At 42.7% G+C, this 13,527-nt stretch carries 13 protein-coding genes and 1 pseudogene; 5 read left to right on the forward strand and 9 right to left on the reverse strand.

Annotated features, from left to right (window positions below):
• Positions 1-26: 26 nt before the first annotated feature.
• From OCU56_RS14310 to nrdD, 3 genes are all read right to left on the reverse strand, one after another.
• A complete protein-coding gene (locus tag OCU56_RS14310) occupies positions 27-1,208 on the reverse strand; it encodes an amino acid aminotransferase (protein WP_261875401.1) in 1,182 nt (393 codons plus the stop codon).
• A 154-nt stretch (positions 1,209-1,362) separates the two neighbouring features.
• Positions 1,363-1,833 carry an anaerobic ribonucleoside-triphosphate reductase-activating protein gene (gene nrdG / locus OCU56_RS14315; RefSeq protein ID WP_261875402.1) on the reverse strand — a complete coding sequence of 157 codons (471 nt, stop codon included), beginning with the start codon at positions 1,831-1,833 and terminating at the stop codon, positions 1,363-1,365.
• An 18-nt stretch (positions 1,834-1,851) separates the two neighbouring features.
• On the reverse strand, positions 1,852-3,972 hold the full coding sequence (gene nrdD, locus OCU56_RS14320) for an anaerobic ribonucleoside-triphosphate reductase (RefSeq protein ID WP_261875403.1): 2,121 nt from the start codon (positions 3,970-3,972) through the stop codon (positions 1,852-1,854).
• A 273-nt stretch (positions 3,973-4,245) separates the two neighbouring features.
• Here nrdD and OCU56_RS14325 point away from each other — a divergent pair, with 273 nt between their 5' ends.
• Positions 4,246-5,163: an endonuclease/exonuclease/phosphatase family protein gene (locus tag OCU56_RS14325; RefSeq protein WP_261875404.1), complete on the forward strand. Its 918-nt coding sequence runs from the start codon at positions 4,246-4,248 to the stop codon at positions 5,161-5,163.
• A gap of 79 nt (positions 5,164-5,242) precedes the next feature.
• Here OCU56_RS14325 and OCU56_RS14330 read toward each other — a convergent pair whose 3' ends face one another.
• From OCU56_RS14330 to OCU56_RS14340, 3 genes are all read right to left on the reverse strand, one after another.
• Entirely contained in the window at positions 5,243-5,662 is a 420-nt protein-coding gene (locus OCU56_RS14330) for a YeeE/YedE family protein (RefSeq protein WP_261875405.1), read from the reverse strand.
• Between the two features lie 3 nt (positions 5,663-5,665).
• Positions 5,666-6,088: a YeeE/YedE family protein gene (locus tag OCU56_RS14335; protein ID WP_261875406.1), complete on the reverse strand. Its 423-nt coding sequence runs from the start codon at positions 6,086-6,088 to the stop codon at positions 5,666-5,668.
• Between the two features lie 663 nt (positions 6,089-6,751).
• Complete coding sequence (locus tag OCU56_RS14340; RefSeq protein WP_261875407.1) at positions 6,752-7,843, reverse strand: ketoacyl-ACP synthase III; 1,092 nt, start codon at positions 7,841-7,843, stop codon at positions 6,752-6,754.
• Positions 7,844-8,085: 242 nt separating this feature from the next.
• On the opposite strand from OCU56_RS14340, the gene OCU56_RS14345 reads away from it, so the two are divergent.
• Together OCU56_RS14345 and OCU56_RS14350 are read left to right on the forward strand one after the other, a co-directional pair.
• Positions 8,086-8,283 carry a DUF2986 domain-containing protein gene (locus OCU56_RS14345; RefSeq protein ID WP_261875408.1) on the forward strand — a complete coding sequence of 66 codons (198 nt, stop codon included), beginning with the start codon at positions 8,086-8,088 and terminating at the stop codon, positions 8,281-8,283.
• A 119-nt stretch (positions 8,284-8,402) separates the two neighbouring features.
• Positions 8,403-9,089: a YoaK family protein gene (locus OCU56_RS14350; RefSeq protein WP_261875409.1), complete on the forward strand. Its 687-nt coding sequence runs from the start codon at positions 8,403-8,405 to the stop codon at positions 9,087-9,089.
• 303 nt (positions 9,090-9,392) lie between these two features.
• Here OCU56_RS14350 and OCU56_RS14355 read toward each other — a convergent pair whose 3' ends face one another.
• The 3 genes from OCU56_RS14355 to OCU56_RS14365 all read right to left on the reverse strand — a co-directional run bounded on the left by OCU56_RS14355 (position 9,393) and on the right by OCU56_RS14365 (position 11,382).
• On the reverse strand, positions 9,393-9,884 hold the full coding sequence (locus OCU56_RS14355; protein ID WP_261875410.1) for a LabA-like NYN domain-containing protein: 492 nt from the start codon (positions 9,882-9,884) through the stop codon (positions 9,393-9,395).
• Between the two features lie 115 nt (positions 9,885-9,999).
• A complete protein-coding gene (locus OCU56_RS14360; protein ID WP_261875411.1) occupies positions 10,000-10,656 on the reverse strand; it encodes an HAD-IA family hydrolase in 657 nt (218 codons plus the stop codon).
• A 174-nt stretch (positions 10,657-10,830) separates the two neighbouring features.
• Positions 10,831-11,382, reverse strand: coding sequence for a hypothetical protein (locus OCU56_RS14365; protein WP_261875412.1), 552 nt, complete (start codon positions 11,380-11,382; stop codon positions 10,831-10,833).
• Between the two features lie 150 nt (positions 11,383-11,532).
• On the opposite strand from OCU56_RS14365, the pseudogene OCU56_RS14370 reads away from it, so the two are divergent.
• Both OCU56_RS14370 and OCU56_RS14375 read left to right on the forward strand, forming a co-directional pair.
• Positions 11,533-11,985 (forward strand): annotated as a pseudogene (locus OCU56_RS14370) (CreA family protein); the annotation flags it as partial.
• Between the two features lie 221 nt (positions 11,986-12,206).
• Positions 12,207-13,511, forward strand: coding sequence for an inosine/guanosine kinase (locus OCU56_RS14375; RefSeq protein ID WP_261875413.1), 1,305 nt, complete (start codon positions 12,207-12,209; stop codon positions 13,509-13,511).
• Positions 13,512-13,527: the final 16 nt, after the last annotated feature.

A 13,527-nucleotide genomic window follows, 5' to 3' on the forward strand; every position in this document is an offset into this window, starting at 1 on the left:
CTCGTCATATTTAAGTTGTCATAATTTTATCGCACTTTTGCTATGGCAGATGCAACATAATTGAGATCTTGCTCTCTTAAGCCAGCAATATTAATTCGTCCATCATTTACACCATATACAGCAAACTCTTCACGCAAGCGAATCATTTGCTCGGAAGTGTAGCCCAGCACACTAAACATGCCCTTATGCTGTTTAATAAAGTCGAAGTCGTTGGTTTGAGTACGTTTTTCCAGTTCAAGGCACAAGTTGTGTCGCAAACTCACCAAACGCAAACGCATTTGCTCAAGTTCATTAAACCATGCTGCTTTTAAGTCATTGTCTAACAGTATCGTTTTAACTATAGACGCCCCATGAGCCGGAGGCATAGTATAAGAAGTTCTGGATATTTGTAGTACTTTGCCTCGTGCATTTGCCGCATGAGTCCCGTTTTTGGCAACAATAATGGCACTGCCTGTTCGTTCACGGTATAAACCAAAATTCTTAGAACAAGAACTGGTCACCAATAGCTCTGGTAAGTGCTCAGCCATATACCTAACCCCAAACGCATCTTGCTCAAGACCGTCACCAAATCCCTGATAGGCAATATCAATGAAAGGTAAGAAGCCTTGTTTGTGCGCCAGTTCAGTCACTTGTTTCCAAGCCTCTGGAGACAAATCTGCGCCAGTGGGATTATGACAACAGCCATGCAGCAGAACCACGTCTTTGGCTTTGACTTTAGCAAGATCATCCAGCATTGCTGCGGTATCTACTTGCTTAGTTTTTACATCAAAATAGCGGTAATGTTTTACTTTGAGTCCGGCCGCTTCCATCACTGGTTGATGATTCACATAGCTCGGATTGCTCAGCCACACAGTGGCATTTGGATGAGAAAATGCAATCAGTTCCGCCAACATGCGTAAGCCGCCACTGGCTCCCGGTGTTTGTATGGATGTCGCACGCTGTGCAATAGCGCTATCAGGTAATACCAGACTTAATGCTGCCGCATTAAACTCTTCGTCACCGGCCATGCCCACGTAGGCTTTTGTTGTTTGCTGTTGCAACACAATGTTTTGCGCTTGCAGCACCGATTGCATTACTGGAGTGACACCGTCACTATTTTTGTAGACGCCAATCCCCAGATCCACTTTTGTGTCACGTTGATCTAGACGAGAAGCTTGAGATAAAGACAGGATAGGATCCTGTACAGGTGCAGGTAAATTTGAAAACATGAAAGTCACAACCCTTTGAAATTCATTTGGAGAGTGTCACGTTATCACTTGCGGGGGAAAATCGAAATAGCTAATCAGGGTTAAACTGGCTACACAGAGCATTTATGTTGAGCACGTATGAGACAAGTTACACCCTGCCCCATACGTTTAGGCTCTAATCCAAGGTAAATCGATGAATCACTTGATTAGAACTGCCACGCCACTCTAAACGAGCATCAAAAAGGTCCTTTTCAAATTTGCCATCAATAAAAGTATCGACGTAGCTCATAACTTCTTGTTGTTGTTCGCTCAACTCGCTAAGTACATAGCCAGACCAAAGCCAAATGTCCTTACCCGGACACGATGCTTTGACCCGCTTCACCAGTTTTAATACTGCATCAAGGTTACCAGGAAATAGTGGGTCGCCCCCAGACAGTGACAAGCCCCGACGTTTAATTCGGCTATCGTTAAGATCCGCAATAATTTGATCTTCCATTTCTTGGGTAAACAGATGCCCTGAGCTAGGAGACCAAGTGGACTGGTTATAACAGCCTCGACATTGATGGATGCAACCAGAAACAAACAGGGTACAACGCGTACCCAGTCCATTGACCACATCTATCGGATAATAATTATGATAATTCATCACGACTTCTGCTTGTTATTAAAGGTGTTTAACGCGACGTTTCACTTCTTCTTGCTTACCGAAGTTAAATGGACGCGCATCAGGACTGCCTAAGTAGCCACACACACGTCGTGTCACAGACACTTTTGATGAGTCATGGTTACCACAGTTAGGGCAAGTAAACCCTTTACTTGTACAATCAAACTCGCCGTTATAACCACACTCATAGCACTCATCTATCGGCGTATTAGTGCCGTAATACGGTACGCGGCTGTACGCGTAATCCCAGACATTCTCTAATGCTTCAACATTACGTTGCATGTTAGGGAACTCGCCATAACAAATAAAGCCACCACTTGAAATGTGAGGATATGGCATTTCAAAATCAATTTTGTCGTACGGGTTAACTTTTTTCTCGACGTCCAAATGGAAACTATTAGTGTAATAACCTTTATCCGTTACTCCTTTAATCACACCAAACTCTTTAGTGTCAATTTGGCAGAAACGGCTGCATAAGTTTTCACTTGGGGTGCCATAAAGACTAAACCCATAACTGGTTTCTTCAGTCCATTGATCGACATTTTTCTTCAAGTAAGAGATCACCGCTAACGCTTTCTCTCTTAATGCGGCCTGATCAAACACATGCTCTTCGGTACCATACAGGGCGTTAATCGTCTCATGGATACCGATATAACCTAGAGAAATAGAAGCGCGACCATGTTTGAATATCTCAGCAACTGAATCATCAGGTTGCAGACGTACACCACATGCCCCTTCCATATATAGGATTGGCGCAACGCGTGCTTTGACATTTTCTAAGCGAGTGATGCGTGTCTCTAGAGCGCGACGAGCCGTGCTCAAGCGCTCATCAAGCAGTTCATAGAAACGCGCTTCACTGCCTTTAGCTTGTAAGGCAATGCGTGGCAGGTTAAGACTCACCACACCAAGGTTATTACGACCGTCATGGATCATCTCGCCATTTTCTTCATACACATCAAGGAAACTGCGACAGCCCATTGGCGTTTTAAATGATCCTGTTACTTCCACGACTTTGTCGTAGTTTAAGATGTCAGGATACATACGCTTAGTCGCACACTCTAAGGCCAGTTGCTTAATTTCGTAACTTGGGTCGCTCGGCTTATGGTTTAACCCATCTTTAATGCCAAACACCAATTTAGGGAATACCGCCGTTTTACTGTTTTTGCCCAGTCCTGCAATACGATTTTTAAGGATAGAGGTTTGAATTAATTTTGATGCCCAAGATGCACCAAGACCAAAACCAAAGGTGACAAACGGTGTCTGCCCATTAGCGGTATGCAAAGTGTTGACTTCATACTCTAGGGATTGAAACGCGTCGTAACACTCTTTTTCCGTACGTGAGCGTGCAAAAGCTTTAGGATCATGGATATCCCACTCTTTCGCCACTTGTAGGTGTTTATCGTAGCTGTGCATCACATAAGGTTCGAGCACTTCATCAATACGGTTAATGGTGGTACCACCGTAGATATGACTGGCCACTTGAGCGATAATTTGCGCTGTCACCGCCGTTGCTGTAGAAATAGATTTCGGGGTGTCTATCTCAGCGTTACCCATTTTAAAGCCATGTGTTAACATGCCTTTAAGATCGATAAGCATACAGTTGAACATTGGGAAAAATGGCGCATAATCAAGATCGTGGTAATGGATTTCACCGTGCTCATGAGCTTGCACGATATCACGAGGTAAAATATGCGTTTTAGCGTAATGCTTGGCCACAATACCGGCCAAAAGATCACGTTGCGTCGGGATCACTTTGCCATCTTTGTTGGCATTTTCGTTAAGAAGATCCGCATTCGATTGCTCTATTAAACCTTGGATTTCTTTGTTGAGCGCACTTTTTTTCTCACGAGCCATATCACGGTCGTGACGATACTCGATGTATGAACGTGCCAATCCTTTATAAGAACCTTGCATCAGTTCATTTTCGACTAATGTTTGGATTTGTTGGATATCCACTTCTTGGCTATCCGCCAGTTGTCCCTCAACAGATAACGCAACGCCTTCAGCATAAGTTGATAAGTTTTCATCAACATCTGGCGCTGCACTTTGAATAGCGGCCACAATGCGATCTCTGGTGAATGGGGCAAGAGAGCCATCTCTTTTTAACACAACTGGTTTCACAATTTCTCCTTACCCACAGCATATGCACAGATACACTATATAGGGTATTTAACTTACGAATTAACACTACATATTGTGGCTGTATTTAACGAGAAGCGCCACGAGATGTTCTTGATCTAGATCAATATAAGGTTCAAGTTTATTATTTTGAGAACGATCTTTTACGAATAAAATACGCTACTCACATAACGAAAAAAAAGCCTTTTTTTTTTGTGTATGGGTTGCATTTTTTGAAGTGCTTTAACGATGGGCTATTAACTGGAATATTAAATTTTGCAATTAAAATTTAGAAAAATAAACCTTGCATTTAGCTGGCTAATATTGCTGATTATTGGTGTGCCTAACAGTGCCTATGCAACACAGCTGCGACTGGCCAGTTGGAATTTGGCATGGCTCTCTAGCCATAGTTATCCACAATTTACGCAAAGCCAACGCCACTTAGATGACTTTAATGCACTGTCCAAATACTTCACTAAGATCCAACCGGATCTACTCGCCTTCCAAGAAGTCAATGATGTTGCCGCTATCCAACAAGTGGTGGGCTCAAACTACCAGATCATTCTCTCTGAACGGGCCTTATCACGAAATGCCGCCACGCAATTTTCTGATATTAACCAATATACCGGCTTTGCTATTGATAAAAGCATCACCGTGGTGGAGCACCCTGATCTCAATCTTAATAGCAACAAAAATGGCAAACTAAGGTTTGCCACTTATATTGAACTCAAACCCACAAAAAACGCCAAGGGCATTCATATCTTATCGGTGCATTTAAAGGCCGGGTGTATTGGGAAAAGAACCAAGCAACGCTCATGCAAACTGTTAGCCACCCAAGGTAAGAAGCTCAATCAGTGGATTAAGCAAAGGGAATCTCTTGCTCAATCCTACATAATATTAGGGGATTTTAACCATGATCTTGCCTTTAAAGGGGATTGGTTATGGCAAGCATTAACGCATCAAGTACACAATGTACGCTTGGCCACCCAATATTCCACCGCACAATGCGTTATTCGCTCAAACCGCCATCCTAAACAAACACATCAATTTAAACGATTAATTGACCATGCAATGGTCAGTGGAGATCTTCACTTCTCTCGGCCCAAGCAACACCTTTACTCCAAACAAGATTTGCTCAACTATCAATTAAGTGATCACTGCCCTATGTCTTTTACGATAAAAGAAGCCCTATAACCCTTTTACTATAGGTCGTAACGACATAAGCCATACCATATAACCCTCCACCTTATTAGGGATATGCTTAGGTGGGCGATTATTTACTCGCCAACGGAATAAATTTGGCTAGATAAAAGCCACTGAGCATCGCTAGCAAAAATAACCATGCTTGCATGTTTCCTGCCCCTAAAGAGGACACTACTGGACCTGGACACACTCCCACTAATCCCCAGCCCACACCAAATAAGGCCGCTCCGGTCAATAATGGCGCATCAATATCACGACGGGAAGATAATGAAAAAACGCCAGTGTTCAGCGGTTTACTACGAGGTTTAATCAGCAAAAAATAGACAGGTAAAAAGACACTAAGCGCTCCCCCCATGACAAATGCAAGACTTGGATCCCAACGGCCTGCTACGTCTAAAAATGCAATGACTTTGTTAGGATCGACCATTCCTGACACCGCCATACCTAATCCAAATAATAGGCCGCTTACTAAAGAAATGAATCTAAACATCGCCTACCCCACCCAATGTAATCGAACAAATACCGTTATAGCGGCAACACACATAAACACGACAGTGGCAACAATAGAGCGCATTGACAGGCGACCAATGCCACATATGCCATGCCCAGAAGTACACCCATTACCCAGTTTACTGCCAAGACCCACTAACAAACCGCCAATGAGTAAAGTGATAAGATGGCTGTTATAGCTCGTTGGCACATAGGCATCAAACACTTGTGAGCCGATGACGCCTCCGCTCACCATACCCACAACAAATAACCAACGCCAACTTCTATCACCCGCAACATTGTTCATTAAACCCGACACAATGCCACTAATACCGGCGGTTTTGCCGTTACACAATAACAACACTGAGGCTGACACACCTAATAACATGCCGCCCAATAGCGATGCCCAAGGAACTGTAAACTCCACATTTCTCTCCTTTATTTGCAGTGGACTTGATGCCCATTACGCTAAAAATACCAGATATACCTGAGTGCGTTGGATACATTCCTACCATGCAACCCATAACTTCATAATGAATCAGTGTAATCAAACACAATAATCAGTCAATGCTAATTTAGCAATTACTAATTAAGGGGGACGCCTATTAAGCCAAATAGATGAATCCCACAGTGAATACATAAAATAATGGTTATACAGCTCACCTCGCGTTACGCGGTAACCTTACTCTACTGGCAGGAATGTTGATCTGTTTGTTTGACCTGTTACAAGTAAACAACGCAACAGCACTTTTTAATAAGAATAGGCGAAGTAACGGCGAACAGTAACAATGGGTGTCTCATTAAAGGATGATGGGTGTCTCGTTAAAAAATGGACGAAGTAACGATGAAAAGTAACATTGGGCATCTCATTAAAGAATGATGGGGGTCTCGATAAAGAATGAGTAAATTAACAATGGGTGTCTTGATAAAAATGCTAAAGGATTGGCTAGGCGATATTCCACTAGATAAATTAAAGCCTAGCTTTTCAATCACTAGGCTATAAAGAGTTGCTGTAGAATCACTAAGATCCTCTAGGTAGTTAGCGTTTGGTCATTAGCGCTATATGGCTAAGCATTAACTGACCCTGCTGTTACTCACTCATCGGCGGGTTTTTGCAATGCACTATGGCCTGTTGCAATAACTGTAAGGCCGACTCGTCACAAGGGGGGAGTTCTGCATCACTAAGTGCAATAGGAGTGACTCGTTTTCCCCATCGAATACGCCCGGCGCCCCAAGTCAGTCCTGCGCCAAATGCAGCGGTAAGGATGTTAGAACCTGGCTTAATGGCCCCTTGCTCTACCGCTTCACAGAGCGCAATGGGCACAGTTGCGGCGGATGTATTGCCGTAGTTTTGTATATTAATAAATGCTTTTTGTTGCTCAATGCCTGCCAAGTCACACAATGTTTGTATAATTCGGATATTGGCCTGATGAGGTATAACTACGTCAATTTCAGAGGTCGGCAATTGCGCGTCTTGCAACACATGTTGTGCAGCACTGCCCATTCCTTTAACTGCGCGCTTAAAAATCTCGCGCCCAACAAAGTTAAATTTAAAATAGCCATTATCTGCGGCAAATCTATCCATCGCGGTACCAAAACTAGGCACAGCTAAAATATCACGGGCTTGTGAATCACAGCCTAATTTACTTTGCAGTAAACCAACAGGTTCAGTGGTTTGTGACAGCACCACCGCTCCTGCCCCATCGCCAAACAGTACAGCGGTATCACGCTGTGTCCAATCGATAAAGAAACTTAACCTTTCCGCTCCAATCACCAAAGCATGTTTGTAACTGCCCGCTTGGATCATTCGCGTTGCGGTTTCTAAGCCATAAACAAAACCCGTACAGGCTGCATTAAGATCAAAAGCGGCAGCGTTTAAAGCCCCAACATTATTTTGGATCTTGGAGGCAATGTTAGGGATCAATGTATCCGGTGAGCAAGTGGCCACAATAATTAAGTCTAGGTCACAGGCTTCAATGCCCGCACACGCCATCGCTCTTTCTGCCGCAACCGTAGCCAGATCAGAGGTTTGCACATGGCTGATCCGTCTTGCAGAGATCCCAGTGCGCGGTTTAATCCACTCATCAGAGGTTTGCAAAAATGTACTAAGATCATCATTGCTCAATACACTAGGAGGTAAACACTTTCCCCAACCGGATATTTCTGCGTACGTTTGTGCCATATAACCTGCTTTGTTACCTTTATGATTAGTGAACTAATTATACGTCCATTATGGGGATACGAATAGAGATTAGCTTATTGGTTTATCTATGTTTTTTGTAAAGCGTGACCCACATAATAGGTGTAACAACAATCGCTCCCATGCCAATAATTTCTATTGATCTTTTCGTAACTTTTACCACTCAAACCGCCAGTTTATGGTAGTCTTAGCCCCATTCAGACACACCTAAACAAGGTTATGCAATGAACCGCAAGAAAAAAATCAATCAAATCTTGAAAAAGAAAATCAAAAAACAAAACTCTAAATTACATACTTCCAATAAACCGAAATACATTTCTAAAGCGGATCGCGAAAAAGCAGCTCAAGATGCAGCGCAACTTACTGAGACCGAGCAAGGATGTGTTGAAACAGAACAAACATCCTCAGAAGTAGAAAAATAATCTACAGAGCGCTAAATCACTCTATTTATTCCTCTTTATAGAACTCTGTTAATTTTGCTCAACAGCCCTGTGTTTAAACGCACGCTAGGGCTAACATTTATTGCCTAAGGACAACCACAGTGACATCACATCTGCCCAAATGGGTCGAAATGGGGGCTTTAATTTTGGCTTTGGTGGCCGGTTTCATCAATGCTATCGGCTTACTCGGCTTTGAGCATCAGGCCGTTTCCCACCTATCTGGCACCGCAACACTACTCGGTATTAGTCTGTTTGATGCCTCCCTTAACCATATCTTGCACCTACTTGGGGTGTTGTTGTCATTTATGCTTGGCTCAGCGATAGCTGGTTATTTATTGCATGGCTGCACACTAAAGTTGGGGCGATATTACGATTGGGTGTTATTTCTGGAGTCGGCGAGCCTATTTATAGCTATATGGTTACTCTCGAATAACCTCTATATTGGCGTCTATTTTTTAACCATAGCCTGTGGCCTGCAAAACGCCATGGCCACTACCTACAGTGGCGCTATCATACGAACCACACACCTTACTGGGATTTTTACCGATCTGGGAATGATGCTGGGTAAGATATTAAAAGGGGAAAACCTAGATAGACGCAAGGCAAAGCTGTTTGCCTATATTATCATCGGTTTCATTCTCGGTGGCTCTATGGGGGTAGACCTCTATCAGAAATATCAATTTACCGCCTTGTTACTGCCTGCAGTTCTCTGCTTTTTGATAGCGGTTGCTTATCGAATTTACTCTAAACAACACCGACATTTGCACGGCTCACGCTCCGTTCGATAAGTGATACCATATATGGATCCTCTCTTACTGTTATTGTTTTATCATCAATAAATATGGCTCATTTTAAGCCGATTAGGTAGAGAGGGTCCATTCCATTAATCACACTAAGTAAGTGATCAGAAATAGCGCAGGAAAAATGCTCGAAAACAAGGCAGAATTTTTCAATAAGTCGTTATTCTACAATCAAAAATTCTAACGCAGTTATCGAGTATTTTAACAAGCTAGAATGACCCGTTATTTAGTACGATTGGTATGGCATTAAAAGCCTAAGTTTTAATCACCTAGACTTTACTTTACAAGATGTTACCTCAATAGCGCGCTATTGATTGGAATAAATTCTGTGGCGGCTTGAATTAAGCTTGTAGCGGATAACTGACGAACACCTAAAACCACTACCTTGCAGTTATAACGCTGCGCAACATGTTGCACTAACAACTCAAAATCGCCATCACCAGACAGTAAAATGATGGTATCTACTTGCTCGGCTTTTTCCATAACATCAATGGTGATGCCCACATCCCAATCGCCTTTGGCACTGCCATCTGCGCGTTGAATATAAGGTTTCAACTTCACTTGAAAGCCTATACCACGAAGAATGTGATGAAATTGACGTTGTTTAGGATCGTGACTGGCAATGGCATACGCTTGAGCAGAATCAATGTGCCCATATTCCATCGCTAACGCCCAGAACGCGTTATAGTCAAAATGACGCTGGTAGGCATCTCGTGTGGTGTAATAGATATTTTGCACATCGGCAAAAATAGCAACGCGTGGTTTCGACACTAATGAGCTCATAATAAAATCTAAAATTCCTACGGAGTTCGAGTATACGTGATTTACGCACTGTCTTTTTAACTATTATCCATAAGTGCAGTGTTTTGTGTCTAAGTTTAAAAGCAGTTTGGCGAGGCTAAACGGCAGAGGTTTCTGGACAATACCTCAAGACTTCCTGTAAGTCATTGATACGGCTAACTCCAGTAATGCTCCAGTTGGGCGATATTGGATTGGGACGATAATGCAATGTAGTAATATTTGCCGCCACTCCGGCTCGAACGCCTTGCAGTGTATCGTCTACAAATAAACATTCACTAGTTCGAAACCCCATACGCATTGCCGCATACTGAATTAGATCCGGTTCAGGTTTCCAACTATTGGCTTCAAATGCACTAAACATAGCGCCTGTGAAATAATGAGCTAAACCACTAATTTCCAATGTAGATTCAAGTTTACTACGAGGCCCATTGGACACTGCGCACACTTCTATACCAAGTTTATTGAGTGTTTTTAACACCGAATGGGCATTATGGGATGGGGCTAATTTTGCTTGAAACAACACCTTGGTTTTTTCTCTATACAGGGATTCAAGTTGGTCGATATCAACCTGTACGCCTAAGCGTTGGCTAGTCTCCATCAGAATATCCGCAAGCTTGCCACCATTAAAATGACGCTGTACTTCTTCCATAGTGAGGGTTGCGCCAAAGCTAGTAAACACACTAACCAAGGCTTGGCAGCATAATTTTTCGCTATCAACTAATGTTCCTTCACAATCAAAAATCACACATTTCATTGCTTATCTTTCCACAGTATTTTACCGATTAAACCATGTTGCCTGGCGGTACATTTGTTTTGACGAACTTTTTTATCGCAAACTCTGTTATAGCGAACTCATTGAAATTAGTGAAAAGGCATGACAATTTACTGTTAAATGCATCGTATTTAATTGTCTATAAAACGACTTAGATCACTCTATATGAGAAATTGGGCAAACCATAACAGGCCAAGTAACCCCATGCCCCATGGCGGTGTATCCTGTGATGATAGACGGCACCTCTTGAGCTAAATCGTATTCGGTATTGAGCAATAAATCAGAGATCAACAGATGCTGATTTTTCTCTGAAACGATACAACAGCCTGATACTGCGCTATCGGATAGGCCAACCCATAACGAATGTCCTGAATTGTCATCCAAAATAATTTGCGCTAAAAACTCTTGTAAATAGTCACGAGAAGCCTCTGCAACGGCGCTGTGACTGGCATAAAACTGACTAAATAATACGGTTAATTTATGAAAATCCACTTTAAGCCAATTCAGTTTGCCCTTAGGGGTTAACGCTGGGTCAGTTGGGCCTTCAAATGCCATGATGGCACTGTTTTGTTCCATCACATCGAGGTAACACGCACTACCTAATTGGCTTTCGCGAGTGGGGAAATCTACATCTATCTGAGACAACATCCATTGATTTTTCAGTTGCTGAATTTGCTCTGCGTCAGACAGGGTTGTCGTGTTACTCATAGGGTATTCTCATTATGGAATTTCATTAAGGATACACCCGGATAATAGGACGAACAATTCTTTATCAAACAATTGCTTATTTAAACAAGATTGTCGGTATGTGTTAGACTCTATATTACGCGTAAGCCTTTTAATTTGACGGAAACAGCAATGAAAAAAATAGCCCTTTTGGCTCCAATCCTCGCCCTTGCTCTTAGTGGGTGTGATAATAATGAAGTGGGTGACGTCTCTCTAGGCTTGTTCACAACGAAAGATATCAAAATCAACATTCTGGTTGACCCTATTGTGACCGGTGTCACCTGTCATGTGGCCAGTATTGAGGCTAACCTTGATCTCTCCGACCCTTCAGATTCTGCCATTTCATGCAGACAAACAGGGGAAATTACCCCACAAATGATTGCGGCCATCGATGATTCGAAATCCGGTGAAATTGTCTTTAAAAAATCCAAAAGTATCTTCTTTAAAACAATGAAAATCCGTCGTATTTTCGATAAATCATCACAAACTCTCATGTATATCTCTTATTCAACAAAAGAGACCTCTGGCAGTTATAAACACAGTCTTTCCACTGTACCTCTATGGGATACCCTAGCCTATAAATCAACCGATGGTTCGGCCAATCACACTCACCATCACACCATTACGCCGGCGCAGCAGACTACACCGACACCCCCTACGGTTGGAGAAGCGGCTGAAAAAAACAGCGATGTGGCGTATTAACCGCAATATATATAAGCTAACTTTAGATAAATTAATCAGTTAGCACATATGCAGAGTATTCCCTGTGATATACTCTGCATATCCATTTTTTATATTGCCCCATTATGAAGTTTCCTGGTCAAAGAAAGTCAAAACATTACTTCCCTATTCATTCTCGAGATCCATTGGTGAATCAAATCCACCAAACGCCTAAGCTATCTAGGCCATCCATTATTGGCGTTGGACAAACCATTGTTGATATTGAAGCTCGAGTTGATGACGCTTTTTTAAGTAAATACTCTCTTAGTAAAGGACACTCCCTAGTCGTCACTCAAGATGTGGCTGACGCTCTGTATCAAGAGTTAATCGAGAAAGATCTCATCTCTCACGAACACCCTGGCGATACCATTGGCAATACTCTACACAACTATTCTGTACTGGCTGACAGTAAGTCGGTGCTACTTGGCGTGATGTCGAAAAATATTGATGTTGGCAGTTACGCATACCGCTATTTATGCAACACCTCTTCACGAGTTAATTTAAATCACTTACAAAGAGTCGATGGCTCTATTGGCCGTTGTTATACCTTAATCACCCAAGATGGAGAGCGCACCTTTGCCATTAATGAAGGTGATATGAACCAACTACAGGCTGAAAGCATTCCGCAATCGGCTTTCAATAAAGCGAGTGCTCTGGTTATTTCCTCTTATCTAATGCGCGGAAAACCAGAAGACCCTATGCCAAAAGCCGTTCAGCGAGCGGTTGAACTGGCCAAAGCGCGACACATTCCCGTGGTGTTAACGCTGGGTACTAAATATGTGATTGAAGGTAATGCCCAGTGGTGGCAAAGCTTCATTAAGAGTAATGTCACTATTTTGGCGATGAATGAAGAAGAAGGTGAGGCGCTAACTGGGGAAAAAGATCCATTACTGGCGGCGAATGCTGCTTTAAACTGGGCAGATTTGGTTTTGTGTACCGCAGGCCCTGTTGGTTTGTATATGGCAGGTTATACGGAAAATGATCGTAAACGCGAAACAGAAATGACCCTATTACCAGGTAATATTCCAGAGTTTAATCAATACGAATACAGCCGTGCCATGCGTTTTACCGACTGCACAACCCCTGTGCGTATCTATTCCCATATTTCACCTTATTTAGGTGGGCCATTGAAAATTAAGAATACCAATGGTGCTGGAGATGGTGCTTTGTCCGCTTTATTGCATGATATTGCAGCCAACAGCTATCACAAAACGAACGTGCCATCGTCAAAAAAACACAGTGCTACATATTTAACCTATTCTTCATTATCTCAAATTTGCAAATACGCTAACCGTGTTAGCTATGAACTTTTAACCCAGCACTCACCTCGCCTTTCTCGCGCACTTCCAGAGCGTGAAGATAGCCTGGAAGAAGCCTACTGGGATAGATAAACACAACCTCTAGGGC

The sequence above is a fragment of the Vibrio rarus genome (assembly GCF_024347075.1).
GTDB lineage: Bacteria > Pseudomonadota > Gammaproteobacteria > Enterobacterales > Vibrionaceae > Vibrio > Vibrio rarus.